This window comes from Eubacterium coprostanoligenes, assembly GCF_900167205.1.
Lineage (GTDB): Bacteria > Bacillota > Clostridia > Oscillospirales > Acutalibacteraceae > Eubacterium_R > Eubacterium_R coprostanoligenes.
The window spans coordinates 64,735-91,496 of record NZ_FUWW01000007.1; the positions used below are offsets into that span (position 1 = coordinate 64,735).

Here is a 26,762-nt window from a genome sequence, read left to right on the forward strand (position 1 = left end):
TGCTTCAAATTGATTCTGTTATTGCAAACGGAAAATTCAATGCCGCTTTGTTTTAAAATAGAATTGTAGTAAATCAAAGTCAAATTCGTATTTGACTATGGTTTGCAAATAGAATATAATACACCTATGAAAAGTGTAACAATAAATTCAAATGATGCGGGACAGAGAGTGGACAAGTTTTTGCAAAAGCACTTTGCTTCACTTCCCAAATCAATGATGTTTAAGCAAATCAGAAAAAAGAATATCAAGGTTAATCGTAAGCGTTGCACACCCGAGCAGGTGCTGTGTGACGGTGATGTGATTGACCTTTATTTGCCCGATGATATGCTTGCGGAAAAGAAAAAACATTTTGATTTTCTTTCTGCTCCAAAGGAATTGTCAATTATCTATGAGGACGAAAATATTATTCTTATGGATAAAAAGCAGGGCGAGCTTTGCCATCCTGACGGCAAGGAATATGTCAACACCCTTGTTGCGTCTATGAAACGCTATTTGTACGACAAGGGCGAATATAAGCCTGATGAAGAAAACAGCTTCACTCCGTCACTTGCCAACAGAATTGACCGAAACACAGGCGGTATTGTTATCGGCGCAAAGAACTATCAATCGCTCAAAATCCTCAATCAAAAGATTAAGGATAGGGAAATTGACAAACTTTATTTGACCGTTACAGAGGGTGTTTTTGATAAAAAAAGCGATGTTTTGGTTGGCTGGCTTACCAAGGATACCAAGAAAAATATGGTGAAAATCACAACAAAAGAAGTGCCTGACGGTAAACTGTGCAGAACGAAATACACCGTGCTTGACAGTTACAATGATTTGTCGCTTGTTGAGGTTGAACTGCTCACGGGCAGAACTCATCAAATCAGGGCACACCTTGCTTCAATCGGCCATCCTTTGCTCAATGACGGCAAATACGGTTCTCATCACGGCAGATTTAAGCAGGAACTTTATTCGTATAAGTTGAAGTTCAATTTCACTACCGATGCGGGAATTTTGGAATATCTCAACGGCAGAGAATTTGAATCGTCTGATTGTCCGATTTTGGAAAAATTCAGGAAAAGGGTTTATTGATGAAAGATAAATTTGTTATGTGCTTGTCGCCGATTACGGCGGTGGTAACGCTTGCTATGGCTGTTGCAGTTGCGGTCAATGCATATTTTTGCGGTGAAAAGGTTGTTGAGGGCTTCGATTGGAAGGTTGGAGTCTATGTCCTTGTGGAAATCGTTGCAGCCGTAATTGTTGTGCTCATGGCTAAAGAAGTGCTCAAAACAGGTGTTCGCTTCACCTCTGACAAGGTGGAGTTTACAGGCGTTGACGAAAACAATGTGTTTGAATATTCTCATATTGTCAAGGTGCAAACCGGCAGAGATACCAAGGCAAGCCTAAAAAAGAATTTTGTTGACCGCTATTCGCACATCATCATTTTTCTTGATGACGACAGCGTGGTGACGATTGAACTCGGTCTTACCACAAAGCACACGCTCAAAGCAATTGATGACGAATTCAAGGCTCGAATTAAGTGAATATGATTTGTTAAGTCCTCCGTGATTTTAGGAGGACTTTTCAGACTGCCGATAAAGCCCCTGAACCACGCCAAATACATCCAACCGATTTGCCTCCTCTTATTTATAAAGGGAGGTGGCAACACGAAGTGTTGACGGTAGGGTTTAAAAAGTGCTGTAAGTATCGAACTTACAGCACTTTTGGCGTTTTTCGTTTTTTGCTCAGTCGAGGTACCATCGTACATCTTCCTTCGCAATAAAACTAAATTCAGAACCTTTCTCAACAGCCTGCAGCGTGTCGAAGCTACTTTTTCGACACGCTTTACTTTTTATATTTGTTAAAAATTTACAAAAAATAATTAAAATAATTAATATATTGAAATTTTTATTTTATTATGTTGAATTTGACGACGCACAGTGCTATAATTACATTGATAACTTGGGCAAATTATGTCCAATTGCTATTTTGAATTTTTTATATGGAGGGAATTTCCAATGGCAAGAGCTAAAAAAACCATGGATGGTAACAGCGCAGCCGCTCATGTAAGCTATGCGTTTACTGAAGTTGCAGCTATCTATCCTATTACACCTTCTTCACCAATGGCAGAAGAAACAGATGCTATGGCAGCAAGGGGTGTAAAGAACTTATTCGGTCAGACCGTAAAGGTTGCCGAGCTTGAATCAGAAGCAGGTGCAGCAGGTGCTGTTCATGGCTCACTTTCAGCAGGTGCATTGACCACTACTTACACAGCATCACAGGGTCTTCTTTTGATGATCCCTAATATGTACAAGATTGCCGGCGAGCTTATTCCAAGCGTAATCCACGTTTCTGCTCGTTGCGTATCAACTCACGCACTCAACATTTTCGGTGACCACTCTGATGTTATGGCATGCCGTCAAACAGGTTATGCTATGCTTTGTTCAGCAAATGTTCAAGAGGTTATGGACCTTGGTGCAGTTGCTCACCTTGCAACTCTCAAGAGCCGTGTTCCTTATCTTCATTTCTTTGACGGTTTCCGTACTTCTCACGAAGTTCAAAAGATTGAAACTTGGGATTATGAAGACCTCAGAGATATGCTTGACCCACAGGATGTTGCAGATTTCAGAGCAAGAGCATTGAATCCTGAGCACCCTGTTCTTCGTGGTTCGGCAGAAAACTCAGATATCTTCTTCCAGCACAGAGAGGCTTGTAACAAGTACTATGCTGACGCTGTTGCCGCAACAGAAGCATATATGAACAAGGTTAATGAAAAAATCGGTACAAATTATCAACTCTTTAACTACTACGGTGCACCTGACGCAGAGCGTGTAATTATCGCTATGGGTTCAGTTTGTGACACTATCAAAGAAACAGTTGACTTCCTCAACGCAAGAGGCGAAAAGGTTGGTATGGTATGTGTTCACCTTTACAGACCATTCTCTGCAAAGCACCTCATCGGCGCATTGCCTGAAACTGTAAAGCATATTTCAGTTATCGACAGAACTAAAGAGCCAGGTTCACTTGGCGAGCCACTCTATCTTGATGTTGTTGCAGCACTTAAGGATTCAAAGTTCGATTCAGTTCCTGTATACGGCGGCCGTTATGGTTTGGGTTCAAAGGATACTCTTCCTGCTCACATTATCGCTGTATTTGCAAATATGAACGCTCCTGAACCGAAGAAGCAGTTTGTACTTTCAATTGACGATGATGTAACAAACCTTTCATTGCCAATCACAGAAACACCTGACACAACTCCTGCAGGCACAACTTCTTGTAAGTTCTGGGGTCTTGGTTCAGACGGTACTGTAGGTGCTAATAAGGACTCTATCAAGATTATCGGTGACCACACAGATATGTACGCACAGGGCTACTTCTTCTATGACTCAAAGAAGTCAGGCGGTATCACTGTATCTCACCTTCGTTTTGGTTCATCACCAATCACATCAACTTATTTGATTAACAAGGCAAACTTCGTTGCTTGCCACAATCCTTCATATGTAACAAAGTATGATATGGTTCAGGACCTCGTACCGGGCGGTACATTCCTCCTCAACTGTATTTGGACTCCTGAAGAACTCGACAAAGAACTTCCTGCTTCTATGAAGAGATATATTGCAGAAAACAATATCAATTTCTACACAATCAACGGTATCAAGATTGCAGAGGAAGTCGGACTTCCTGGCAGAGCATCAACAATTCTTCAGTCAGCATTCTTCACAATCAGCGGTATTCTCCCTGTTGATGAAGCAATCGGCTATATGAAAGAAAAGGTTGTTGCAAAGTTCTCAAAGAAGGGTGAAGCTGTTGTAAACGCTAACTGCAACGGTATCGACAGAGGCTCAAAGGAAGTTGTTAAGATTGATGTTCCTGCTTCTTGGAAGGATGCTGTTGACGAAAAGACAGAATTGAATGTTGCAACAGACAGACCTGAAATGAAGAAGTTTGTTAAGGAAATCCTTGACCCTGTTGGCAGACTCCACGGTGACGACCTCCCTGTATCAGCATTTGTTGACAGTGCAGACGGTGTATATCCTCAAGGTTCTGCTGCATTCGAGAAGAGAGGTATCGCTATCTCTGTTCCTGAATGGAACCCAACAAAGTGTGCTCAATGTAACCTTTGTTCAATGGTTTGTCCTCACGCTGTTATCAGACCAATCGTTATGAATGACGATGAGGCAAAGGCAGCTCCTGAAGGCACAACAATGATTAAGCATAAGAGAACAGATTATCAGTATGCACTCATCATTTCTGCTCTCGACTGTACAGGTTGTGGCTCTTGTGCAAATGTTTGCCCAACAAAGTCACTCACAATGAAGCCAATCGCTTCACAACTCCATGTACAAAAGTCCTTTGATGCTCTTGTAGACACTCCTGCAAAGCCTGAAGTACTTACTCCAAATACAATCGGTGTTCAGTTCAGAAAGCCATACCTTGAGTTCTCAGGTGCTTGCGCAGGCTGTGGTGAAACACCTTATGCAAAGCTCGTTACACAGCTTTACGGTGACAAGATGTACATTGCAAACGCAACAGGCTGTTCATCAATCTGGGGCGGTTCTGCACCATCAACACCATACACAGTAGACAAGAACGGTCACGGTCCTGCTTGGTCAAACTCACTCTTTGAGGATAACGCAGAGTTCGGTTACGGTATGTACCTTGCTCAAAAGCAAATCAGAGAAAGACTTGCAGCAGACGCAGAAGTTCTTTCAAAGGCAGGCGTTAAGGAAGCTGATGCTTGGCTTTCAACTTATGAAGACGCTGAAAAGAACGAAGCAGACGCAACAGCTCTTATTTCAGTTCTTAAGTCAGCAAACCTCACAGGTGAAGCAGCAGACGCAGCTGCAGACTTCCTTAAGGATGCAGATTATGCAGCAAAGAAGTATCAGTTCATCTTTGGTGGTGACGGCTGGGCATACGATATTGGCTTTGGCGGTCTTGACCATGTAATTGCTTCAAACGAAAATGTAAACATCGTTGTATTTGATACAGAAGTTTACTCAAACACAGGCGGACAGGCTTCAAAGGCAACTCCAACAGGTGCTGTTGCTAAATTCGCAGCATCAGGTAAGGTTGTTAAGAAGAAGGATTTGGCTCAAATCGCAATGTCTTATGGTTATGTATATGTTGCACAGGTTGCTATGGGTGCAAATGCTAACCAGTGCTTGAAGGCATTCCAGGAAGCAGCTGCTTACAACGGCCCATCAATCGTTATCTGCTATGCACCTTGCATCAACCACGGTATCAAGATGCCATTCAACCAGATGGAACAAAAGAAGGCTGTTGCAGCAGGTTATTGGAACCTCTTCCGTTACAATCCTGCTCTCATTGCTGAAGGCAAGAATCCATTTAGCCTTGATTCAAAGGCTCCGTCAGCTGACTATGTAGAATTCATCGAGGGTGAAACAAGATACTCTGCTCTTAAGAGATCATTCCCTGGCAAGGCAGAACAGCTCTTTGCTATCGCTGCTGATAATTCTATTGAAAAGTACAATAAGCTCGCAAAGCTTGTTGATTACTATGCTCCTGATGCAGAATAATCGGTAAACAAATAATAAAGTGCCCTCTCATTCTTTTGAGGGGGCACTTTTTTCTTGTGTCTTGTATTTTGTCTGATTTTAATATATAATTAAATAAATTAATTTTGGGGAGATTGAAATGAATAGATTAAAATCGTCATATATCAAAAGAGCGGTTGTTTATCCGTTGCTTGTTCTTGCGACTTTGATTATAATTGCCACAATCGTTGTGCCTAAATTTATTGAATCCCTGCCGGTTGCAACTGATAAAGTGCATGCGGTAACTCAATATAATGTTGAGGACTACGATATGTTTCCGACAAAGTACAAGGATTTTTCGGATTTGAAGCATAACCGTTTTGTGGGTTGGTTGAGTTCGGAGGATGTTGCGCTTGGCTGTGCAATTACATATGATTCTGAAAACGAAAAAACTATGGCAACTTCACTTTTGAAAGGTTCAACCGAACCGTGGAATGACGGTTGTGTTATGATTATCGGCAAGAATACTGACGCAGAATTCAGAAATCTTCATAAGGCTGAAATCGGCGATACGGTTGATATTGAATTCTACGAAAACAGCACTTACAGCTACAAAATCAGCAGGGTTGAGCATATTGTTTCTCGTGATGAAATAAAGGAATTGAAGAAGAAAAATTCCCTTTTGATGTGCTTGCCTTATAAGGATTTTGAAAAAGAAAATTCGTATTTTTACACTGTTTATATTGCAGATTTAATCGGAGAGCGAGGTGCGGAAAATGAGTAATTCATCAAATGCCGGCGTTGGATTCAGAAGATTTATTTGCTATTTTCTTGCACTTATTATGGCTGCTTCTGTCACACTTTTTATATCGGCAGGTATAACCGCTTCGCTTTTGCGAACAAACACCTTTGTGCAACACAGATATGCAAAGTACAACAGTCAAACTCTCAAAATCGTTTATGATGAGTTTGGCAAGGTTGCTCAAGAAACAGGAATTCCAAAAAAGGCATACACTTCCGCTATCACAAGCAAGCATATAAAAAGTATTTTGAACATTGCGTCAAATAATATCATAAAGGGATATAAAACCGATTATTCGGAATCAAAGTTTTTGTATCAATATTTAAGAAGCTCCGTTACTGATTATTGCGAAAAAAATGATATTCCCATAACAGACGAGCAAGTGAATAAATTTTGTTGTTTGGCGGCGGATGCGTTCAACAATGCGGTTGGTGACGAAAGTACAAACAATATCATCATCATTGCGCTTACATATACAAACAAACCGATGATTGCAATGCTTGTTTGCGCAATTGCGTTCGCTTTGAGCATTGTTGCAATTGATTTTATTTCGGGTCGCAGGCATAAAAAATATGAGTATATCGGAGTTAGTTTTATCACCGCCGGTGAAGCGCTTACAGTTTTGCCGTTCTTTGCAATTGTAATGAAATATACGAGCGAATTCCATTTTACCGATGTTGAGGTTTATAACCTTGCCCTTGCCGATACCCTGAATGATATATTAAAAATTATTATGGCGGTCGGTGTCGTTGTGCTTGTTGTCGGTATAAGTATGGTTGTGAAGAATTATAGATATTATAATCATAAACAAAGGTCAATGAATACCGAAAGACAGATTATAGAAGAAATTAAAAAGTAATAAAAAATGTATTGAACAGCTCTGTGTTGTGACAAGATTATCGGATTTTGTCAATGACGGGAGCTGTTCTTTTTGTTCCTGTTGGCAAAAATTGTCGGCTTTGGATGACTTGAACACTTTAATGTCGAATGTGAAGAAAATTCACATTAAATGAGAAAAAACTATTGCATTTTACTAATTCTTATGCTAATATGTGGATATAACAAAATGTGAATATTATTCACATAAAGTTGTAAAATTATTTCAAATGGGGTAAAAGAAATGAACGAAACTATGAAAATTTTAATCGCTGACGATTCCGAATCGTTTGGCAAGGAATGTCAAAGAGAATTGAAAAAACTCGGACTTGATTCGACATTGACAAAGAAAGACGGAAGAAAGGTTATCGAACTTTTACAGAGTCAAAGTTTTGACGCTGTAATGATGGATGTCTTTTTGAGTGGTCTTGACTGAATTGAAGTTTTGGATTACATTCGAGAAAATGTCAGCAATCCGCCACTCGTTATTGTATTCTCGGCAGTTGACAGTACAGATTTTGAACAGCAGATTATCAATGCCGGCGCTGATTATTATTTCATCAAGCCCGTAAATCCGTCATCGGTTGCCAAGAGGGTACAGAGCCTTTCAAATTGGAAGCGAAGCAAGGCGAAAAAGAACGGAATTGTTGAGAGGGACATTGAGGTTGTAATTTCCGATATTATGCGTCAAATCGGCGTGCCTGCTCACATAAAAGGCTATCAGTATTTGCGTACTGCGATTGATTTGAGCATCAACGATGAAGAAATGCTTGAATCGGTTACAAAGCTACTTTATCCGACAATTGCAAAGATGTATTCAACAACTTCGTCAAGAGTTGAGCGAGCTATTCGTCACGCAATTGAAGTTGCGTGGGACAGGGGCGATGTTGAGGTGCTTTCGTCTTATTTCGGCTATACAATTCAGTCGAACAGAGGTAAGCCTACAAACAGCGAATTCATTGCTATGATTGCAGACAGAATCAAACTTTCAATGCACAAAACACAGGTAATTTGATGTTTACATAAAGCTGAAAATGTTATATAATCACCTTGTACAGAGGTGATATTATGAGATTTATTATAGTGCGTCACGGTGACCCTGATTATTCAATTGATTCGCTCACTTCAAAGGGGTGGAAGGAAGCGGAGCTTTTGTCTGACAGGCTCACAAAACTTGATGTAAAGAACTTTTATTGCTCACCGCTTGGCAGGGCAAAAGACACCGCCAAAGCAACACTCAAAAAGCTCAACCGCAAGGCAAAAACGCTTGATTGGGCAAGAGAGTTTGAGGGCAAAGTAAAAATAAACGGAGAAACAAAAGGTGCGTGGGACAGACTTCCGAGAGAATGGACTGATAATCCGGCATTTTATAATCCGCAAGATTGGATAAAAACACCGCTTATGCAAAGCGGAAATGTTGAGAGAAAATACCAAAAGGTTTGCAAGGGGGTTGACAAGCTTCTTGCAGAGCACGGATATGTTCACAACGGCAATGTGTTTGAAGTGCAAAATTCAAATCACGACACAATCGTTTTGTTTTGCCATTTTGGTGTGGAATGTGTAATTTTGTCGCACATCTTTGGTTGCTCTCCTATGGTTTTGTGGCATAATTTTGTTGCGTTGCCAACCTCGGTTACAACTTTGATAACAGAGGAAAGAGAGCAGGGAATAGCTGTTTTCAGAACACAACAATTCGGCGATATAAGTCATCTTTATGCAGGCGGAGAAGAACCGGCGTTTGCCGCTCGTTTTTGCGAATGTTACGATGACGACACAAGGCATTGATTTTTTGCTTTTCAATATAATCTTAAAAACAGCGTACAGGAAAATTTTTCTGTACGCTGTTTTGTTGTGCGTTGTTGACTGTATGCAAGATTTTATGTATAATATAAGATAGAAAAATTTGCGGAAGTGATAAAATGCTTGATAAAAATCAATGTACGGCAGAGTGCTGTGATGCGGTTTGCGTTCACAAAAAACTGCTTGAAAAAGTCAGCGCAAAAATGCCTGACGAAACCGAATTATATGATTTGTCGGAACTTTTCAAGGTGTTTGGCGATTCAACAAGAATAAGAATACTTTTTGTTTTGTTCGAAGAGGAGGTTTGCGTTTGCGATTTGGCAGAACAGCTGAATATGACGCAATCTGCGATTTCTCATCAGTTGAGAATCCTCAAGCAAAACAAACTTGTTAAAAACAGACGAGAGGGCAAGTCGATTTTTTACTCCCTTGCCGATGACCATGTGCGCACGATTATTGAAATGGGTCTTGAACATATTGAGGAAAATGATTAGTTTTTGAAACGAGGTGGTAACATGAAAAAGTTTTTTAGCTTATTGCTTGCAATGGCTTTGATTGTTGCTGCCGTTTTTTCGTTTGATTGCGTTTCGTTTGCATCGGATACAGGCGATGATTTGGGCATAAGGCTCGACAACAGCGACACTTATTATAAATATGACGGTGCTACAAAAACGCTTTATATAAACGGAAAAGGCGATGTTCCGAATATGTCTAACAGTTCAAACGGCAGTCCGTGGTGTAATTGGGATAGCGATGCAATTCAAAGCGTTGTTGTAAGCGAGGGCATAACTTCTCTCGGCAACTATCTTTTTTATCAGGTTCGCGCAACTTCGTTTTCTTTGCCGAGAACATTGAAAAAAATCGGCAAATATTCTCTTTCGTGCACAGGACAAATGAAAAAATGGGATATTCCTTTCGGTGTTGAAACAATAGATAACTACGCTTTTTATAATTGCTTTTATCTTGAAGAAGTTAATATACCGAGTTCGGTTAAAAGCATCGGAGAAAGTGCCTTTTATCAGTGCAAAAAACTGAAAAGTATAACTATTCCTTCATCTGTTACCGCAATTGGCAAAAACGCATTTTTCAGATGTTCGGAGCTTAGCGAAGTTAATTTTGCTTCAATGACTCAAAAAACAACCCTTGCGTTAAATGCATTTATTGGGTGCGAAAAATTGAAGCAGATAAATATCCCGATGAACACTTCCTGTGGCAAAAATTCACTCGGATATTTTTCACAATCTCAAAAAATTGACGGCTTCACAATGGGCGTTTATAAGGATTCTGTTGCACAAAGCTATGCTATAGGCAATGGACTTAACTATACACTTCTTGACAGCGTGCCGATTAAATGCGGTGTTGAATATGCAAATTGCTTTACCGATGACAATTTGAACAGCACATTTCATTATATATTCACACCTGAAACAACACAGGATTATGTTTTATATTCTGTCGGCGGTTGCGACACTTATGCCAAGCTGTATCTTGACGGAAATCTTGTTGCGGAAAATGATGATATAGACACAAGCCAAAACGGTTTTGGCATCAAGCAAAAATTCGAGGCGGGCAAAACATATGATTTATTTGTCACCTCACGCAAAATGACGGGTGATTTTTCTGTGCGTGCTTATCCGTCAGGGGTCACGGGCTTTAGCATTTATAACGGAAAAATCAGCTTTTCCGCCGTTGACGGAGAAGTGTACGGCAACAAAAGAAAATTCAATATCACCAAAAGTATGCTCTCAAATTTTGTCATTGATTTGGGCTTTGCCGACGGTAGCGTAGACAGCCTTTATTATGATGATTACATTGCGGGTGAGCATATCAAATTGATTGATAATCAAAAAGAAAAGCCGTTCACTTGCGGAGATAATGAAGCAACGGTTTCGTTCGGTGAAAAGACGGCAAATTACACGGTTCACATTGACCACAGCTATGAGGAAAAATATGTTGAGCCGACTCCTGATGATGACGGCTACACTCTTCATTATTGCATCTTGTGCGGTGACAGCTATAAGGATAATTTTGTGCCGACCGATTCCTATATTGTAACAGGCAAATGCGTTATGGATGAAGATAATTTTGGCGGACATTCACACGATGTGCCGTATTCACACGCATATATTACCGTGGACGACCGAAGATATGAAATAAATCCCGATGGCACTTGGAGCATAAGAACCTTTGAGGATTGCTTCATCACTTTTAATAATTACTATGGCGGAAATGCTGTCAGAAAAGTCGAGGTTTCAAAAAACGGAAGCTATGATTTTGGCACAATTGCGCTTGAAGGTTATGATATTAACGGCGACGGTTGGGTTAATGCAAAGGATTTTGCGATTTATTACCACGAAAAAAGAGAGGAACTTGGCGAGAACTATTGGCAGTTCGGCAACGAGTTTTTGATATATCAAAAAGGGCATTAGTGCATAATACACACTTATGCCCTTTATATTTTTTATATATTATAATATATAACTATTGAAAAAGATTTGTTAACAAGGTATAATACTTATATTAAAATGGAAAATTATGTCGTTTGTGTTTTCGGCATACGGAAAGGACAGAATGTTATGAAAAAAGTTGCAATCATTATGGGCTCGGACAGCGATTTGCCTATCGTTACTCCGGCTATCAAACAGCTTAAGGATTTGGGTATTGAATCAGAGGTCAGAGTTATGTCTGCTCATCGCACTCCTGAGGCTGCACACGACTTTTCAAAGAATGCCATTGCAAACGGCTTCGGCGTAATTATTGCTGCGGCAGGTATGGCTGCGCACTTGGGCGGGGTTTTGGCTGCTTCAACAACTCTCCCTGTTATCGGAATTCCTTGTTCGGCAAAGGTGCTTGACGGTATGGACGCAATGCTTGCAACCGTTATGATGCCTCCGGGAATCCCTGTTGCCACAGTTGGCGTAAATGCGGCAAAGAATGCGGCATTGCTCGCAGCGGAGATTTTGGCTGTAGGTGATGACGAACTTATGCAAAAACTTATTGCTATGCGTGATGATATGGCAAAGCAGGTTGTTGAAAAAGACAAGGCTCTTCAAGAAAAAATCAAAGAAATATAAAAATATAACAGTAGGGTATAAGGAGATACATTATGGAAAAAAGTTTCAGCGATAGCTATGCAGCAGCAGGCGTAGATGTAACAGCAGGCTACAAATCTGTGGAACTCATCAAATCACATGTTAAAAGAACCAACATTCCGGGTGTAATCGGTGGAATCGGCGGTTTCGGCGGTATGTTTGAGCTTGCGGCTAATGAATACAACAATCCTGTTCTTGTTTCAGGTACAGACGGTGTAGGAACAAAAATCAAGCTTGCATTCCTTATGGATAAGCACGACACAATCGGTATCGACTGCGTTGCAATGTGTGTAAACGATGTTGCTTGTTCAGGTGCAAAGCCGCTTTTCTTCCTTGATTATATTGCTTGCGGCAAGAACTATCCTGAAAAGATTGAGCAAATCGTAAAAGGCGTTGCAGACGGTTGCGTACAGTCGGGTTGTGCTCTTGTCGGCGGCGAAACCGCAGAGCATCCCGGTATGATGCCGGATGAGGAATACGACCTTGCAGGTTTCACAGTTGGTATCGGCGAAAAGGACAAACTCGTTTCAGGCGAGCACCTCAAGGCAGGCGACGCTATCATCGGTGTTGCATCATCGGGTATTCACTCAAACGGTTTTTCGCTTATTCGCAAGGTGTTCAACATCAACAGCGAAACTATTGCCGTTAAGTATGACGAACTCGGCACAACTCTCGGTGAAACACTCCTCACTCCTACAAGAATTTATGTAAAGCCTCTCCTCACTCTTATGGACAATGTGAGAGTAAACGCTATTTCTCATATCACAGGCGGCGGCTTCTACGAGAATGTTCCGAGAATGCTCAACGACAACACTCTTGCTGTTATCGAAAAGGATAAGTGCTTCAAGCTCCCTATCTTTGACCTTATCCAAAAAACAGGCAACATTCCTGAACACGATATGTACAACACATTCAATATGGGCACAGGTCTTATGCTTGCCGTTGATTCCGACAAGGCAGACGAGGCTGTAAGAATTCTTAATGAAAACGGCGAGCAGGCAACAATCATCGGCGAAATCAAGGACGGCGAAAAGGGAGTAGAAATATGCTAAACATAGCAGTGTTTGTTTCCGGAGGCGGAACAAATCTTCAGTCTCTTATTGACGCACAGGACAGAGGCGAAATCAAAAACGGAAAAATCACTTTTGTTCTTGCTTCAAACGAAAATGCCTATGCGCTTGAGCGTGCAAAAAAAGCAGGCATTGAAAGCACGGTTGTCAACCGAAAAGCATATGATACAAAGGCTGATTATGACAAGGCTGTGCTTGAAGCACTTGACGGCAAAAATATTGACCTTATCGTTCTTGCAGGATTTTTGTCAATCCTCGGCGAAGATTTGGTCAACGAATATAAAAACAGAATTATCAACATTCATCCGAGTCTTATCCCACTTTTCTGCGGTGATGGTTTTTACGGCAAAAAGGTGCACACGGCAGTTCTCAACAGCGGTATGAAAGTTACAGGCGCAACTGCCCATTTTGTGAATGAAATCACCGACGGCGGTGCAATTATTTTGCAAAAGGCTGTTCCTGTTGAACAGGGCGATAATGAGGACATTCTTCAGTATCGTGTTATGCGTCAGGCTGAATGGGAGATTTTGCCAAAGGCAGTATCACTTTTCTGCGAGGGCAGAATAAAAATTAACGGCAACAAAACAGAAATTATTTGAGGTTAGATATGAATATAGAATCACTTGCAAAGAAACTTAACACAAATACATATCCGGGACGAGGAATTGTTCTCGGAAAATCAAAGGACGGCAAAAAGGCTGTAATTGCTTATTTCATTATGGGTCGTTCGGTTAACTCACGCAACAGAATTTTTGAAGAAAATGACAGAGGCGGTATACGCACAAAGGCTTTTGATGAAAGCAAGATGGAAGACCCAAGTCTTATCATCTACAATCCTGTTCTTAAATTTGAGGACAAAACAATTGTTACAAACGGCGACCAAACAGACACAATTTATGATTGCCTTGCAAACGGCAAGTGCTACATTCATGCACTTCGCACTCGTGAGTTTGAACCTGACGCACCGAATTATACTCCAAGAATTTCGGGTGTTGTTAAGCCAAACGGCGACTACAATTTGTCAATCCTCAAATCAAACAACGGCGAGCCGCAGTGCGTAAGATATTTCTTTGAATATCCTGCAACCGCAGGTCTCGGACACTTCATCCACACATATAAGTGTGACGGTGATCCGATTCCGTCATTTGAGGGCGAGCCGACTCCTGTTGAAATCGGTGACAAAAGCATTGATGATTTCACCAAAATGGTTTGGGATAACCTCAACGAGGACAACAAGGTTTCTCTTTTCACTCGTTATATCGACCTTGAAACAGGTGCAGAGGAAACAAGAATTATTAATAAAAACAACTGATTATATTCGGAGGATATTATGAGAGTTTTGGTAGTAGGTTCGGGCGGCAGAGAACACGCTCTTATCAGAAAAATAAAGGAGTCAAGCAGAGTTGATTATATTGCTTGCTGTCCGGGCAACGGCGGTATTTCGTATGATGCGGAATGTTTTGATGTCAGCGCAACTGACATTGACGGTGTTGTTGAGCTTGCAAAAAAAATCAATGCTGATTTTGTAGTTGTTGCTCCTGATGACCCGCTTGTACTCGGTATGGTAGATGCACTCAACGAGGCAGGCTTTGCAACCTTCGGCCCAAAGGCAAATGCCGCAATTATTGAAGGTTCAAAGGTTTTCTCAAAGGACCTTATGGAAAAGTACAATATTCCTACTGCCGAATACAAGGTGTTCAATGACCCTGCGGATGTAATTGATTATATAAAGGAAAAGAACGAATTTCCTACCGTTATTAAGGCTGACGGTCTTGCACTCGGCAAGGGTGTAATCATTCCCGAAACACTTGATGAAGCTGTTGCAGGTGTAAAGGAAATTATGGAAGATAAGATTTTCGGCGACTCGGGCAACAATGTTGTTGTTGAGGAATTCCTCACAGGTCCTGAAGTTTCGGTTCTTGCATTTACAGACGGCAAGTGCGTAAAACCTATGGTGACTTCTATGGATCACAAGCGTGCACTTGACGGCGACAAGGGTCTTAACACAGGCGGTATGGGCACTGTTTCTCCAAACCCTTATTATACAGAGGAAATTGCCAAGGAATGTATGGAAAAAATCTTCATTCCTACTATTGAAGCTATGAACAGCGAGGGCAGAACCTTTAAGGGTTGTCTTTACTTTGGCTTGATGCTCACTCCAAAGGGACCGAAGGTAATAGAGTATAACTGCCGTTTCGGCGACCCTGAAACACAGGTTGTTTTGCCAAGACTTAAAACTGATATTATCGACATTTTTGAAGCAATCAATAACGGCACTCTTTCAGATTTGGACATCGAGTGGGATGATAGAGCTTGCACTTGCGTAATTATGGCTTCGGGCGGTTATCCAAAATCTTATCCAAAGGGAATTGAGATTACCGGTCTTACCGACGGTCAGCTTGACGGTGTAACCGTTTATCATGCAGGCACAAAACTTCAAGACGGCAAACTCGTAACCGCAGGAGGCAGAGTTCTCGGCGTTACTGCACTCGGCAATGATTTGCAGGATGCACTCAACAAATCCTATGAAGCTGTGGGAAAAATTCACTTTGACGGCGCTCATTACAGAAAAGATATCGGAGCAAAAGCCCTTAAGGCTTTGCAGTAAATATGAACAAATTGTCAATTTTGTTTAAAAATACATTTTGTTATTGACAATTATACAAAATGGAATTATACTAATTCCGTAATATTACTACGCCATAAGTGCGTCACTTTGTACGCAAAATATGATATATAATATAGAAATAAATATATATTTTGGGGGTTTGACTATGGCAACTGTCAAAAAAAGTAATACAAAGAAAATTGTATGGGCAGTTATAGCTGTTATTCTTGTTGTTGCTATTGTAATAACAAGTGTTGTCTTTGCTAAAAGCGGCAAAAAAACAGAAGTAACGCTTAATACAGTATCTACAAACTCTATCACTCAAACCGTATCTTCAACAGGACAGATAAGCTCCGGACTTAAAAAAGAGTATAAGCCGGGCACCGTTGCTACTGTTAAAAAGGTGTATGTAGAGGTTGGCGACAAGGTTAAAAAGGGCGATCAACTTGCTGTATTTGATACAAGCAGTCTTGATTCACAGGTGGCAAGCCTTAATTCGGCTTATGCAAATTCAAACGCTTCTTATCAAGAGGCTGTTCAGCATCAGGCTGAAGCGGCAAAGTCTTTGGCTTCAATCAACAAGAGCATTGCAAAGACTGAAAAGAAATTGAAGAAGCTTGAAAAGGCAGAGCAGAAAAAGCGAAGCACTACCACAACAACAAAAAAAGCCACAACAACCACAACTACTACCACAACAACAACCAAGTATTGGGGTGGCGGAAACGGAAATGGAAACGGAAACAATGCGACACCTGCTCCTCCGTGCGAACATGACTTTTCAGATAAAAAGTATGCAGATGCAAACTATTCGGGACACTATAAAGTTTGTAAAAAATGTGGTGCAAAGGTATTTGAAGAACACCATTATGGTTCTGTTCAAAAGTTTACAAGCGGAAAAGATAAGGAAAATTATCACTATTATAAATGTGACGATTGTGGATATATAAAGAAAGAAGTTCACGATTTCCCAAGTGGTGTGGGCACAGTAACATGTAAGATTTGCGGAGAAGCAAAGGCTTCAGGCTTTAATGAAACATCGGCTATGATTGAACTTGCCCTTGATCAACTTCAACCTGTATTCGATTCTTTGAAGCAACTCGGTGAGGCATCAAAGCAGATTGTTGACCTTCTTCAAAGTCTTGTAAAAGACCTCAGCAATATTGCGAAAGATGTAGATTCTTTGACAAGAACAATTACAATTGTTGCTGATACAATTATGTATCAAATTTCTTCAGGTAACTGGAGTGCAGAAAAAATTGCTGACGCTGTCGGCAAGGCTGTAACCGCTGCTATCAAACAGGGTATGATAGAATTTATCGACAGCGGTGCGGCAGTTAAAATGATTGAAACTGCTGTTAAATCTGTTAATTGGAAAGCTATCGGTAAGGGTATTGCAGAGTCTGATAATTTTGGTTTAGCTTCGGCTCAAATTCAGCTTGCTGCACTTTATGCTCAAAAGGAAGTTTACACAATTACGGCCTCAGCATCAACAGTTAACGCTCAAAAGCAGGCTGCAGCAGCCGCTAAAAATGCTTATGAAGTGACAAAGGCTGCAAGAGATGATCTTGCAAAGGGTTGGAAAGCAGAATTCTCCGGTGTTATCACAACTTGTGATATTGAAGAGGGCGGACAAACAACTGCACTTTCAACAGGTCTTACTCTTGAAAATATGAAGAAGAGAGTTGTCACAATTTCTCTTGGTGAATACGATGTTCACAAGGTTAAAGAGGGAATGTCGGCAACTGTAAAAACAGCATACGGTAAGTATGACGGCGTTGTTGCTTCAATCGCTCCGACTGCAACAGGCGGTTCACAAGGCTCAATGCTTGACAGTGTTGGTTCAATGGCAGGCATCAGCGGTCTTTCATCACTCACAAATTCAGGTGCAGGCGTTGAATGTAAGGTTGTTGTTGACCACCCTGATGAAAACATCATTGTTGGTTTTGACGCAGATGTTGAAATCGTAACAGGTACATACACTGATGTTCCATGTGTTCCGATTGAATCAATCGTGCTTGAAAAAGAGGGTACATATGTTTATCTCTACAATCCTGAAGAAGAAACCGTAACAAAAACAAAGATTGAAACAGGCGCAACTTCTGATACTTCGTATGAGATAAAATCAGGACTTTCAATTGGTGACCAAATCGTTGCCACTCCTCAAACAGACTACGAGGAAGATTCATTCAAGGTAAAAGTTAAAACTGATAAAACTAAATAAGAGGTAATATAGGTGAATATAACAGAAAGCTTAAAAATCGCTGTAAAGTGTATAAAAGCAAACTGGATGCGTTCCGTTCTTACCATGCTTGGAATTATTATCGGTATCACCTCTGTAATTATGATTGTCGGTGCAGGTACAGGTGTGCGTGATTATATCATTGGACTTATCGAGGATATGGGTTCAAATGCCGTGCTTGTGTCGGTTGATACAACACAGGCAACCGATAATGACTATATTACACTTGACGATGTAGATAACATAAAAGCAAAGGTTTCTGGCGTTGAGCGTTGCTCACCAATGCTTATGGGCTTTGGTAATGCGACTATTGATGCAACCGCAACCGAAGCAACCGTTATGATGGTTGGCGTAAACAGTGATGTTCAGTTTGCCATGACAAATACGTGTGAGTACGGCAGATTTTTTACGGATGAGGAATATGCCGCAAATGCACCTATAGCTGTTATGGGCCTTGAATCGGCAAAAACAGCCTTCGGTTACGAGGATGCAACCGGTCAAAGCATAACGGTTTCTTCATCCGGCAAATCAATGAAAATCAAGGTTTGCGGTGTTGCCAATATTGATGCAATGGTTAATTCACTCGGTGGCGGAACAAGCATTGGTTCAATGTTCCAGACCAATTCCGACAAGCCGATGATTGCACTCTTTATGCCTTGTACAACGCTTACACAGATTACAGGTGCAAGTGCAAACCTCTCCAATGTTTTTGTAATTGCAGAGGAGGGCAAGGACTATGATACTGTCGGCAATGCAACAGTAAACTATTTGAAAGCCGTTCATGGCAATTATTCAAACGGTATGTACACTGCACAAAATATGGCAACATATATCGAGATTGTTGACATCATTATGAAAGTTCTCACAATCTTCATTGCCGGTGTAGGTGCAATTTCTCTTATCGTTGGCGGTATTGGCGTAATGAACATTATGCTTGTGTCGGTAACGGAGCGAACGAGAGAAATCGGTATCAGAAAATCGCTTGGTGCAAAAACAAGAGTTATTACAATGCAATTCCTGACCGAATCGATCATATTGTGCTTGATAGGCGGATTTATAGGCGTCGTCTTGGGCGTAGCGGGTGCATTTGCCGCCTGCTCGATAATAGATATAACGCCTAAGATAAGTATTTGGCTTATCCTTTTGGCACTCCTGTTCTCATCAGGTGTAGGATTATTCTTCGGTATTTATCCTGCAAAGAAAGCCGCACAGCTCAGCCCTATTGACGCACTTCGTTCAGAATAAATTATAAAAGGCTTCCGTTTTGGAAGCCTTTTATAGACTGTCAATAAAGCCCCCGAACCACGCCAAATATAATCCAACCGAATTATGCCTCCCATTCTTCGCAAGAAAACGAAATTCAGAACCTTTCTCAACAGCCTATAGCTTGTTCTAAATTAGTCTAAATAAAAATCGGTACTGTTTGTTCAGTACCGATTTGTTTTTAGGGAAGGGGTTATATTTAATTATCAATTATTTCTCTGCGTATTTGTCGTCACCGTTCCAGCTGTACATAGCTCTGATGCCCTTACCTACTTCTTCAAGTTGGTGAGAAGCTTCAAGCTCTCTTGTAGCCTTGAAGTGAGCCCAACCGTTGTTTGCTTCTGTGATGAACTTAGAAGCAAATGTACCGTCTTGGATTTCACGAAGGATTTGCTTCATTTCCTTCTTAGTTTCGTCTGTTACAAGACGCTTACCTGTTTCGTAGTCACCGAACTCGGCAGTATTTGAAATTGAGTATCTCATCTTTGAGAAGCCGCCTGAATAAATAAGGTCAACGATAAGCTTCATTTCGTGGATACATTCAAAGTAAGCGTTTCTTGGGTCATAGCCTGCTTCAACAAGTGTTTCAAAACCTGCTTTCATAAGAGCTGTAACACCGCCGCAAAGAACAGCCTGCTCACCGAAGAGGTCAGTTTCTGTTTCACACTTAAATGTTGTTTCAAGGATAGCAGCTCTTGCACCGCCGATGCCTGCACCATAAGCAAGTGCTGTATCAAGGCAGTGACCTGAAGCGTCTTGATATACTGCTACGAGGCAAGGAGTACCTTTGCCCTCTTTGTATTCTGATCTTACTGTGTGACCAGGAGCCTTAGGAGCAATCATAAATACATCAACATTTGCAGGTGGTACGATTTGCTTGAAGTGGATGTTAAAGCCGTGTGCAAATGCAAGTGCTTTGCCTTCTGTGAGGTATGGAGCGATGTCGTTCTTGTAGATTGCAGCTTGCTTTTCATCAGGTGTAAGTACCATGATGATGTCTGCAGCCTTAACTGCTTCTGCTGTTGTCATAACCTTAAGACCAAGGTCTTCAACATGCTTCCATGATTTTGAACCTTCGTAAAGACCAACGATTACATTTACGCCGCTTTCGTGAAGGTTGAGTGCGTGAGCGTGACCCTGTGAACCAAAGCCGATGATAGCAACTGTTTTACCGTCAAGTACGCTCAAATTACAATCTGATTCGTAAAAAATTCTAGCTTCTGCCATTTTTATTTCCTCCAAAGAAATGTTATTTTTGATTTTTCAGCGGTCGGACAAGTTGTTCAACAACTGATTGATTTATTTCTTAATTCACATTATATATCGTATGATGTCCTATGTCAATAGAAAATTTTTATTTTTTTCAAAGACCTTCTATTGCGTGCAGAATGTGGAGTCTCATTGCTGTCCTTGCACCCTCTGCGTTGCGTGCTTTCAGGAAGTCCATAATCAGCCTGTCGTCATTGAGATTGTCACGGTTTACATTCTCATCCTTTTGCATAACGATTACACCGTTTTTGATTGCGTTGAAGATAATCGGCATAAACTGCTTTACAAAAGCATTGTGTGTTGCGTTTGCGATACTTTCATGGAACTTTTGCTCCTCATATGTTCTGTCCTCGCCCGATTTTATCTTTGCTTCAACAGCTTCGCCGTACTTGCAAATAATCGCTATTTCCTCGTCTGTTGCTCGCTGTGCCGCATAATAGGCGCAATCCGGCTCAAACATCAATCTCATTTCAAACAGGTCGTCAAGCCCACTGCTTATTTCGCCGAGGTCGTTGCTCTCAATTGTGGTGTTTGAGGTGACGAATGTGCCCTTGCCACGCTTGATTTCAAGTATTCCGCCAAGAGTCAAAATCCTAACAGCTTCACGCAGGGTAGAACGGCTAACACCGAGTTCGGAGGCAAAATCGTTTTCGTTTGGCAATTTGTCACCGACAGAAAAACGCCCCTCGTCCTCTATCATAGATTTGATTCTGTTTGCTGTAATATCCGATAATTTGCTTGTGTTTGACATAGCACCATCTCCTTTATGTATGATAATACCACAAAATAACAGACAAGTCAACAGGTTGTCAGACATCATATTTTTAAATTATTTTTGCAATAGCTATTGTAAATTGTGAACAAATGTTATAGAATGTAATTAATTCTAATATATAAGGCAGAAGGTGTAATAATGAATAAAGCCGTAAAGGTAAGATACTACATTGAATCGCTTTGCATTTACGATTTTAAGCAAGACGAGATTATAAACGCATTGTATGATTTGCTTAATTCTCTTGAGGACGAAACTGTTTTGACAAAGCAGAGCAGATTTTTCAATCTGTTGTCATCACATCATTCGCTCAGGCATTATGTGTCAAAACTTATTTTGACAGATGATAATGTGTTTACCAAGGCAGCTGCGGCAGGCAAATGTGATGAACTTGACCCATCTATTCTTGACGGCGTAAAAGCTGATTTGGAAAAACTTGAGGTTATCGCTTCGATTTCGGCAGAGGATATTTATAAAGCAGAAGAGGACAGCGATATTGCGGATGTTCTCAAAACCATGCCAAAGTGGAATCCGAACGGCAGGGCAATGCTTCCTCTCACCGACAATTGGGCAGAACATATCGAGGACTTAAAGTCATTCCACAGAACGAACGGCTACGGTATGTTTGCCAAATTTGTTGCGTTCACTTGGAGAAATGAGGAGTTTGTTCCGATTACGGCTATTGATTCCATTCGCTTGACTGACCTTAAAAATTATGAGGTTCAGCGTGGCAAGGTTGTTGACAATACGGTTGCTTTCATTTCTGATTTGCCGGCAAATAATGTTTTGCTTTACGGCGACAGAGGCACCGGCAAAAGCTCCACCGTTCACGCAATTCTCAATGAATATAAGAACAGAGGCTTGCGAATGATTGAGATTTCAAAGGGCGACATCAACGATTTGACTATGATTAGGGAAAAAATTTCCGACAGCCCGATGAAATTCATCATCTTTATTGATGATTTGAGTTTTGACAATCACGATGATTCGTTCGGTGAATTAAAGGCGGCACTTGAGGGCTCACTTTCGGGCAGACAGAATAACACGCTCATTTATGCCACATCAAACAGACGCCATCTTATTAAGGAGAATTTCTCCGACCGTGAAAATGATGTCAATCGTTCCGATACTTTGCAAGAGGAACTTTCGCTGTCTGACCGATTCGGTCTTTCAATCACATTCATCAATCCTGACAAAAAGGATTTTGAAGATATTGTTCAAAAAATTGCAACCGACAGAGGACTTACCTCTGATATGGAAAAAATACTTTTCACCGCAGAACAGTGGGCAAGACGCAGAGGCGGTCGCTCTCCGAGATGTGCCCGTCAGTTTATCGACTATGTTGAAAGCTGTGAAAAGCGAAATATCGAATGGTAAAAATTTCATAAATATGAATTAATTAATTGTTAAAAATATTAACTCTTTGTTTACTCAAAATACAAATTGTGAACAAAATCATTTGCTATTATGTGTGCAAAGAGAAGAAAGAAAGGAAAAACGATTATGGCTAACAAAATTCTTGTAGTTGACGATGATTTAAACATCTGCGAACTTCTCAAACTTTATCTTGAAAATGACGGATATGTTGTATTCACAGCAAACGACGGTCAGGAGGCTGTTGAGATGTTCCAAAACAAAACCCCTGATTTGGTGCTTCTTGATATTATGCTCCCTAAAAAGGACGGCTGGCAGGTTTGCCGTGAAATCAGAAAGACCTCATCTGCTCCGATTATTATGCTCACAGCAAAGGGCGAAACCTTTGACAAGGTACTTGGCTTGGAGCTTGGCGCAGACGACTATGTTGTAAAGCCGTTTGACGCAAAAGAGGTTATGGCAAGAGTTAAAGCTGTTCTCCGCAGAACAACAGGTGACAGCGAATCAACAGAAACCGAGAAAAAGGTTGTTATCTATGACAATCTTGAAATCAATATTCAAAATTATGAGATGAAAGTAAAGGGCGTGCCGGTTGATACCCCACCTAAAGAACTTGAACTCATTTATCACTTTGCTTCAAATCCAAACAGAGTTTACACTCGTGACCAGCTTCTTGATGAGGTATGGGGCTTTGATTATTACGGCGACTCTCGTACAGTTGATGTGCATGTAAAAAGACTCCGTGAAAAGCTCGAGGGTGTATCTGACAAATGGTGTTTAAAGACCGTTTGGGGCGTTGGGTATAAATTTGAAACAAAGGACTAAATTGAATTATGGCATTACGAAAAGGTAAAAGACAAAACCTGTTTACCAAATACTTTTTGCTTTTCGTTACCGTGTTTCTGTTTATGCTTGTGGTGATGGGCATTGTGCTCACCACCATAGTAAACGCATATTCCCTTAGCCAAAAGACAGACATTTTGACCGAAAATACAAAAAAACTTGCAAACACTATTTCTCAAAATATGATAGTCAACAATATGAACAGCGAATATTCGTCATATAAAGAGAGTGTTTGCGAAAACCTTGCGATGGTTTCCGGTTGTATTGATGCAGATGTTTTTGTTTGCGATGCCGGTGGCAGTATCATTATGTGCAAGGATCAAACAGGACTTAAGGGCTTTATTTCTGGCGAAACGGTATGCGAAAATCATAAGAATTTTATAATCGGCGACAAACAGCTTCAGCGTGTGTATGAGGGTGCTTCAGTCGGAAAAGCTATTATTAACGGCGAAAGCTACTATGTTGTCGGCACTGCAATAAAAACATCGTTTGATGCAAACAATTTGAGTGATAACAATAAAATCATCGGCACGGTGTTTGCGGTCACTCCGGCAGGCACACAGGGCGTTGTTTCGCTTGTGTTGAGGTCGTTTTTGATTATCGCTTTGGTATGCCTTGGCTTTGCGTGCATCGTTTTGTGGCAACTCACAAAGCGTATGGTCACTCCGCTTCAGCAAATGAGTGCGGCGGCAAAGCGTTTTGCGGTGGGCGACTTTTCATACAGAGTTAACATCAACACAAACGATGAACTTGCAGATTTGGGATATGCTTTCAACGAAATGGCAGACGCTCTTGACAAGCTCGAAAGTTCAAGACGGTCGTTTGTTGCAAATGTTTCGCACGAGTTGAAAACCCCGATGACCTCGATTGCTGGTTTCATTGACGGAATACTTGACGGAACAATTCCAAAGGAAAAAGAAGATTATTATCTAAAGATAGTTTCTGATGAGGTAAGACGATTGTCACGACTTGTTGTGGCAATGCTCAATATGAGCAAGATTGAATCGGGCGACTTTGAAATGAAGCCGAAACCGTATAATTTATCTGACCAAATCATACATATTCTTTTGACATTTGAACAAAAGATTGAAAAGAAGAATATAGAAATCCGAGGACTTGAAAATTTGGAGCCACATCATATCACGGCTGATACGGATATGATTTATCAGGTTATCTACAATCTCTTTGACAACGCTGTTAAGTTCACAAATGACGGCGGATATATTGAGATTAATGTTTCCGATGTTGGCGACAATGTTCAGGTAAGCATCAAAAACAGCGGTGAGGGTATTGACGCTTCAGAGCTTTCTCGTGTGTTTGAAAGATTCTATAAGGTGGACAAATCACGCTCACTTGATTCAAAGGGTGCAGGACTTGGACTTTATATAGTAAAAACAATGGTAGAGATGCACGGTGGCAGAATTTTTGCAAGGTCGGATAGCAAGACCGAGGCAGAATTTGTGTTTACTTTGCCAAAATCTAAATAAAAGGAGAATCGTTATGGACGAATATAATAAAGATCAAAGTAACGGTGTAAACGGTGGCAACGAAATGCCAAATGGTGAATATCATTTTGTTCCGCCAAGACAAAATCAACAACCACAAAATTCAAACAATGTAAACTACGGTGCACAGCAGAACAGATATGCACAGCCGACAAACGGCGGACAGCAGTATTATCAAAATACTCATCGTTCCAACACAGGCTCGTATTATACTCCTAACAATCAAAATATGTATAATCAGCCTAATGCACCAAAGCCACCAAAGAAGCCGAAAAGCAAGTCGCTCAAGGTTGTCATCATTGTTGCAATAGTTGTTGTTGCAGTGTCAATCTTTGGCATTGTCGCTTCTGTTGCCGGCTACAAATCATACGAAGGTTCAAAGGAGAGCACAACTCAAAGTGAATCTTCCGACAGCACAAAGGGCGGAGCTTCAATCAGCGATAATAAGGGCGATGTTGCAACCGAAAACAGCGATGGCACATTGACTGTTGCCGGCGTTGCAAAAAAGACTATAAATTCCTGTGTTTTGATTTCCGTATACAGCGAGCAAAATTCTTATTACGATTTTTACAACTTCGGTTCGGAACAAAACAGTGATTCAAGCGATCCGACTCTTTCGGGCGAGGGATCAGGCGTTATTATGAGCGAGAGTAAAGGCACAACATATATTATGACTGCCGCTCATGTAATTTCCGATGCTTCAAAATTCAAGGTAACAACAAATGACGGCAAGACCTATGACGCAGCTCTTGTTGGATATGATGCTCAAACAGATATCGGTGTGCTTTCAATCAAGGCAAGCGGACTCCAGGTCGCAGAATTTGCAGACAGCTCAAATATCGTTGTCGGCGAGCAGGCAGTAGTTATCGGTTGCCCGGGCGGCAGCAAGTTTATGAACAGTGTAACAACCGGTATTGTATCTGCTCTTGATCGTCCCGTTTCATCATCAATCGGTTATGATAACGAGTGTATCCAAACGGATGCGGCTATCAATCCGGGTAACTCGGGCGGTGCTCTTTTCAATATGAGCGGTCAGGTTATCGGTATTAACTCATCAAAGATTGCTTCAACCGATTATGAGGGTATGGGCTTTGCCGTACCGAGTAATACAGCGGTTAAAACAGCAAACAGCCTTATCAAAAACGGCTATGTGGCAGGCAGAGCAAAACTTGGCATAAGCTACACAGGCATTACAAATGCTTCAAATGCAAGTGCAATTCTTGCCGCTTTGGAACAAAAGGGATTTAAGGATGCCGAAGGCACAATGATTATCGGTGAAATTGATTCCGAATCAGACCTTGCAAACAAGGATGTTAGACAGTACGATATGATTGTTGCCGTAAACGGAAAGACAATGACATCAACAGATGTTCTTACAAACATTCTCAGCAAGTCATCACCGGGCGATACAATCACTCTCACAATTGCAAGAATTGAAAATAATCAAATCAAAACCTTTGATGTTAAGTGCAAACTTATCGAAAGCAAAGGCTAAATAAAAAGCACAATACTAAACAGTTTAAGGGACTGCCACTTATAAATGTGACAGTCCCTGTGTTATTTTTTAGCGTGTTGAAAAGTTTTTTGATGTGCTACAGCCTGTTGAGAAAGGTTCTGAATTTCGTTTTCTTGCGAACTTTGCTGTACCTCGTCAAAACATATTCCGTATAGAACAAAACAAAGTTTTGTAAGTATACTACATATGTTTTTCCTCTTTCCAAAAAATCCACGGATTTTTTGGAAGCCTTATATATGCTTGTTCGCAAAAA

The 26,762-nt window shown here is 40.9% G+C and carries 23 protein-coding genes; 21 read left to right on the forward strand and 2 right to left on the reverse strand.

Translation table 11 applies throughout. The annotated features are described in order from the left end of the window. Nucleotides 1–126: 126 nt before the first annotated feature. The 17 genes from B5D29_RS04205 (at nucleotide 127) to B5D29_RS04285 (ending at nucleotide 19,212) form a co-directional block, all read left to right on the forward strand. Nucleotides 127–1,074: an RluA family pseudouridine synthase gene (locus tag B5D29_RS04205; RefSeq protein WP_078768332.1), complete on the forward strand. Its 948-nt coding sequence runs from the start codon at nucleotides 127–129 to the stop codon at nucleotides 1,072–1,074. Further along, nucleotides 1,074–1,526 carry a hypothetical protein gene (locus B5D29_RS04210; protein WP_078768333.1) on the forward strand — a complete coding sequence of 151 codons (453 nt, stop codon included), beginning with the start codon at nucleotides 1,074–1,076 and terminating at the stop codon, nucleotides 1,524–1,526. The genes B5D29_RS04205 and B5D29_RS04210 overlap by 1 nt, the downstream gene beginning before the upstream one ends. 474 nt (nucleotides 1,527–2,000) lie before the next feature. Beyond that, nucleotides 2,001–5,522 (forward strand): pyruvate:ferredoxin (flavodoxin) oxidoreductase, encoded by a 3,522-nt coding sequence (gene nifJ, locus B5D29_RS04215; protein WP_078768334.1) that lies wholly within the window; start codon nucleotides 2,001–2,003, stop codon nucleotides 5,520–5,522. Between the two features lie 118 nt (nucleotides 5,523–5,640). After that, nucleotides 5,641–6,264 carry a sortase domain-containing protein gene (locus tag B5D29_RS04220; protein WP_078768335.1) on the forward strand — a complete coding sequence of 208 codons (624 nt, stop codon included), beginning with the start codon at nucleotides 5,641–5,643 and terminating at the stop codon, nucleotides 6,262–6,264. Next, entirely contained in the window at nucleotides 6,257–7,141 is an 885-nt protein-coding gene (locus tag B5D29_RS04225; RefSeq protein ID WP_078768337.1) for a hypothetical protein, read from the forward strand. Before B5D29_RS04220 ends, B5D29_RS04225 begins: the two co-directional genes overlap by 8 nt. A gap of 261 nt (nucleotides 7,142–7,402) precedes the next feature. Further along, nucleotides 7,403–7,594 carry a PleD family two-component system response regulator gene (locus B5D29_RS04230; RefSeq protein ID WP_078768339.1) on the forward strand — a complete coding sequence of 64 codons (192 nt, stop codon included), beginning with the start codon at nucleotides 7,403–7,405 and terminating at the stop codon, nucleotides 7,592–7,594. A gap of 9 nt (nucleotides 7,595–7,603) precedes the next feature. Continuing rightward, entirely contained in the window at nucleotides 7,604–8,173 is a 570-nt protein-coding gene (spo0A, locus tag B5D29_RS04235; protein ID WP_159443395.1) for a sporulation transcription factor Spo0A, read from the forward strand. A gap of 53 nt (nucleotides 8,174–8,226) precedes the next feature. After that, nucleotides 8,227–8,943 carry a histidine phosphatase family protein gene (locus tag B5D29_RS04240; protein WP_078768342.1) on the forward strand — a complete coding sequence of 239 codons (717 nt, stop codon included), beginning with the start codon at nucleotides 8,227–8,229 and terminating at the stop codon, nucleotides 8,941–8,943. A gap of 134 nt (nucleotides 8,944–9,077) precedes the next feature. Then, nucleotides 9,078–9,452, forward strand: a complete 375-nt coding sequence (locus B5D29_RS04245; RefSeq protein ID WP_078768343.1) for an ArsR/SmtB family transcription factor — start codon at nucleotides 9,078–9,080, stop codon at nucleotides 9,450–9,452. A 21-nt stretch (nucleotides 9,453–9,473) separates the two neighbouring features. Further along, entirely contained in the window at nucleotides 9,474–11,387 is a 1,914-nt protein-coding gene (locus B5D29_RS04250; protein WP_078768344.1) for a leucine-rich repeat domain-containing protein, read from the forward strand. Between the two features lie 147 nt (nucleotides 11,388–11,534). Then, nucleotides 11,535–12,032 (forward strand): 5-(carboxyamino)imidazole ribonucleotide mutase, encoded by a 498-nt coding sequence (gene purE, locus B5D29_RS04255; protein WP_078768346.1) that lies wholly within the window; start codon nucleotides 11,535–11,537, stop codon nucleotides 12,030–12,032. A 32-nt stretch (nucleotides 12,033–12,064) separates the two neighbouring features. Further along, the gene (gene purM, locus B5D29_RS04260; RefSeq protein WP_078768348.1) at nucleotides 12,065–13,102 is read left to right on the forward strand and encodes a phosphoribosylformylglycinamidine cyclo-ligase; all 1,038 of its coding nucleotides are present in this window, start codon (nucleotides 12,065–12,067) and stop codon (nucleotides 13,100–13,102) included. Continuing rightward, the gene (gene purN, locus B5D29_RS04265) at nucleotides 13,096–13,719 is read left to right on the forward strand and encodes a phosphoribosylglycinamide formyltransferase (RefSeq protein WP_078768349.1); all 624 of its coding nucleotides are present in this window, start codon (nucleotides 13,096–13,098) and stop codon (nucleotides 13,717–13,719) included. The genes purM and purN overlap by 7 nt, the downstream gene beginning before the upstream one ends. An 8-nt stretch (nucleotides 13,720–13,727) precedes the next feature. Further along, nucleotides 13,728–14,432 carry an IMP cyclohydrolase gene (locus B5D29_RS04270; protein WP_078768350.1) on the forward strand — a complete coding sequence of 235 codons (705 nt, stop codon included), beginning with the start codon at nucleotides 13,728–13,730 and terminating at the stop codon, nucleotides 14,430–14,432. An 18-nt stretch (nucleotides 14,433–14,450) separates the two neighbouring features. Further along, the gene (gene purD / locus B5D29_RS04275; RefSeq protein WP_078768351.1) at nucleotides 14,451–15,728 is read left to right on the forward strand and encodes a phosphoribosylamine--glycine ligase; all 1,278 of its coding nucleotides are present in this window, start codon (nucleotides 14,451–14,453) and stop codon (nucleotides 15,726–15,728) included. A 166-nt stretch (nucleotides 15,729–15,894) separates the two neighbouring features. After that, nucleotides 15,895–17,949: an efflux RND transporter periplasmic adaptor subunit gene (locus B5D29_RS04280; RefSeq protein ID WP_078768352.1), complete on the forward strand. Its 2,055-nt coding sequence runs from the start codon at nucleotides 15,895–15,897 to the stop codon at nucleotides 17,947–17,949. A gap of 12 nt (nucleotides 17,950–17,961) precedes the next feature. Beyond that, complete coding sequence (locus B5D29_RS04285) at nucleotides 17,962–19,212, forward strand: ABC transporter permease (RefSeq protein ID WP_078768353.1); 1,251 nt, start codon at nucleotides 17,962–17,964, stop codon at nucleotides 19,210–19,212. Between the two features lie 228 nt (nucleotides 19,213–19,440). Here the strand turns inward: B5D29_RS04285 and ilvC are convergent, their stop codons facing one another. Both ilvC and B5D29_RS04295 read right to left on the reverse strand, forming a co-directional pair. After that, nucleotides 19,441–20,457: a ketol-acid reductoisomerase gene (gene ilvC / locus B5D29_RS04290; protein WP_078768354.1), complete on the reverse strand. Its 1,017-nt coding sequence runs from the start codon at nucleotides 20,455–20,457 to the stop codon at nucleotides 19,441–19,443. 136 nt (nucleotides 20,458–20,593) lie between these two features. Beyond that, entirely contained in the window at nucleotides 20,594–21,250 is a 657-nt protein-coding gene (locus B5D29_RS04295; protein ID WP_078768355.1) for a FadR/GntR family transcriptional regulator, read from the reverse strand. Between the two features lie 162 nt (nucleotides 21,251–21,412). Between B5D29_RS04295 and B5D29_RS04300 the strand changes: the two genes are divergently transcribed. The 4 genes from B5D29_RS04300 to B5D29_RS04315 all read left to right on the forward strand — a co-directional run bounded on the left by B5D29_RS04300 (nucleotide 21,413) and on the right by B5D29_RS04315 (nucleotide 26,488). Further along, nucleotides 21,413–22,648, forward strand: a complete 1,236-nt coding sequence (locus B5D29_RS04300) for an ATP-binding protein (RefSeq protein ID WP_078768356.1) — start codon at nucleotides 21,413–21,415, stop codon at nucleotides 22,646–22,648. A 126-nt stretch (nucleotides 22,649–22,774) separates the two neighbouring features. Further along, the gene (locus B5D29_RS04305) at nucleotides 22,775–23,470 is read left to right on the forward strand and encodes a response regulator transcription factor (protein ID WP_078768357.1); all 696 of its coding nucleotides are present in this window, start codon (nucleotides 22,775–22,777) and stop codon (nucleotides 23,468–23,470) included. Nucleotides 23,471–23,478: 8 nt separating this feature from the next. Next, entirely contained in the window at nucleotides 23,479–24,975 is a 1,497-nt protein-coding gene (locus B5D29_RS04310) for a sensor histidine kinase (protein ID WP_078768358.1), read from the forward strand. Between the two features lie 13 nt (nucleotides 24,976–24,988). Continuing rightward, nucleotides 24,989–26,488 (forward strand): S1C family serine protease, encoded by a 1,500-nt coding sequence (locus B5D29_RS04315; RefSeq protein ID WP_078768359.1) that lies wholly within the window; start codon nucleotides 24,989–24,991, stop codon nucleotides 26,486–26,488. Nucleotides 26,489–26,762: the final 274 nt, after the last annotated feature.

Bases quoted from the DNA above. Each gene is read 5' to 3' on its own strand.
- B5D29_RS04205 (WP_078768332.1), top strand. From the start codon at position 127: ATGAAAAGTGTAACAATAAATTCAAATGATGCGGGACAGAGAGTGGAC.
- B5D29_RS04210 (WP_078768333.1), top strand. From the start codon at position 1,074: ATGAAAGATAAATTTGTTATGTGCTTGTCGCCGATTACGGCGGTGGTA.
- nifJ (WP_078768334.1), top strand. From the start codon at position 2,001: ATGGCAAGAGCTAAAAAAACCATGGATGGTAACAGCGCAGCCGCTCAT.
- B5D29_RS04220 (WP_078768335.1), top strand. From the start codon at position 5,641: ATGAATAGATTAAAATCGTCATATATCAAAAGAGCGGTTGTTTATCCG.
- B5D29_RS04225 (WP_078768337.1), top strand. From the start codon at position 6,257: ATGAGTAATTCATCAAATGCCGGCGTTGGATTCAGAAGATTTATTTGC.
- B5D29_RS04230 (WP_078768339.1), top strand. From the start codon at position 7,403: ATGAACGAAACTATGAAAATTTTAATCGCTGACGATTCCGAATCGTTT.
- B5D29_RS04240 (WP_078768342.1), top strand. From the start codon at position 8,227: ATGAGATTTATTATAGTGCGTCACGGTGACCCTGATTATTCAATTGAT.
- B5D29_RS04245 (WP_078768343.1), top strand. From the start codon at position 9,078: ATGCTTGATAAAAATCAATGTACGGCAGAGTGCTGTGATGCGGTTTGC.
- B5D29_RS04250 (WP_078768344.1), top strand. From the start codon at position 9,474: ATGAAAAAGTTTTTTAGCTTATTGCTTGCAATGGCTTTGATTGTTGCT.
- purE (WP_078768346.1), top strand. From the start codon at position 11,535: ATGAAAAAAGTTGCAATCATTATGGGCTCGGACAGCGATTTGCCTATC.
- purM (WP_078768348.1), top strand. From the start codon at position 12,065: ATGGAAAAAAGTTTCAGCGATAGCTATGCAGCAGCAGGCGTAGATGTA.
- purN (WP_078768349.1), top strand. From the start codon at position 13,096: ATGCTAAACATAGCAGTGTTTGTTTCCGGAGGCGGAACAAATCTTCAG.
- B5D29_RS04270 (WP_078768350.1), top strand. From the start codon at position 13,728: ATGAATATAGAATCACTTGCAAAGAAACTTAACACAAATACATATCCG.
- purD (WP_078768351.1), top strand. From the start codon at position 14,451: ATGAGAGTTTTGGTAGTAGGTTCGGGCGGCAGAGAACACGCTCTTATC.
- B5D29_RS04280 (WP_078768352.1), top strand. From the start codon at position 15,895: ATGGCAACTGTCAAAAAAAGTAATACAAAGAAAATTGTATGGGCAGTT.
- ilvC (WP_078768354.1), bottom strand. From the start codon at position 20,457: ATGGCAGAAGCTAGAATTTTTTACGAATCAGATTGTAATTTGAGCGTA.
- B5D29_RS04295 (WP_078768355.1), bottom strand. From the start codon at position 21,250: ATGTCAAACACAAGCAAATTATCGGATATTACAGCAAACAGAATCAAA.
- B5D29_RS04300 (WP_078768356.1), top strand. From the start codon at position 21,413: ATGAATAAAGCCGTAAAGGTAAGATACTACATTGAATCGCTTTGCATT.
- B5D29_RS04305 (WP_078768357.1), top strand. From the start codon at position 22,775: ATGGCTAACAAAATTCTTGTAGTTGACGATGATTTAAACATCTGCGAA.
- B5D29_RS04310 (WP_078768358.1), top strand. From the start codon at position 23,479: ATGGCATTACGAAAAGGTAAAAGACAAAACCTGTTTACCAAATACTTT.
- B5D29_RS04315 (WP_078768359.1), top strand. From the start codon at position 24,989: ATGGACGAATATAATAAAGATCAAAGTAACGGTGTAAACGGTGGCAAC.